At 70.9% G+C, this 677-nt stretch carries 2 protein-coding genes; both read right to left on the reverse strand.

Features of this window, described 5'->3' with window-relative positions; all coding sequences use genetic code 11:
• The coding region (locus tag ACOADB_RS04985) for a DUF3817 domain-containing protein (protein WP_378596838.1) at positions 1 to 207 on the reverse strand (207 nt) is incomplete at its 3' end.
• A partial coding sequence (locus ACOADB_RS04990; protein ID WP_378596839.1) for a siderophore-interacting protein occupies positions 204 to 677 on the reverse strand: 474 nt, incomplete at its 5' end. The genes ACOADB_RS04985 and ACOADB_RS04990, both read right to left, overlap by 4 nt.

Genomic DNA, 677 nt, shown 5'->3' on the forward strand with positions numbered 1-677 from the left:
ACGTCCCGCCGACCAGCGTCGGTCGACCCACACGACCAGCGTCACGACGACGTACGCAATGAAGACGACGCCGTGGGCCATGCCGAAGATCCGGACGCCGGTCTCGTTGTCGGCAGGGCCGTACTTGAGGAACATGCCGAACAGCAGGCCGGTCCAGGTGATCGCCTCGGCGATCGCGACGGTGCGGAACAAGCGGGTGGGGGTCATGCCTGACTCTCCTCAGCGCGGGCGAGCTCGGCCTTCCACTCCCGGAAGGCCTCTTCGGTGCGGCCCTGTCGCCAGTAGCCGGAGATGGAGACGTCGGCACGCGGCACGGCACGTTCCTTGAGCAGGTACGGCCGGATCTCGTGCATCACCGCCTGCGCCTCGCCGTGCACGAACGCGTGCACGCGGCCCTCGCGCCACGGCAGGGCACGGACGGCGTCGGCCAGTCCGGAGTGGCCCGGGTCGGTGCGGTGCAGCCAGGTCAGTACGACGCCCGCGGGCGTCGCCACCTCCTGCTCGTACGACGGCCCGTCGACCTGCAGCACGACGTACCCCTGGGCGTCGGCCGGCAGCGCCGCGAGGGACTGCCGGATCGCAGGGATCGCTGCCTCGTCGCCGGCGAACAGGTGCCAGTCCGCGGTCGGGTCGGGGTTGTAGGCGCCATTGGGCCCACGGACGTTGATGGTGTCGCC

Source organism: Nocardioides sp. CPCC 206348 (assembly GCF_048654705.1).
Classification (GTDB): domain Bacteria; phylum Actinomycetota; class Actinomycetes; order Propionibacteriales; family Nocardioidaceae; genus Nocardioides.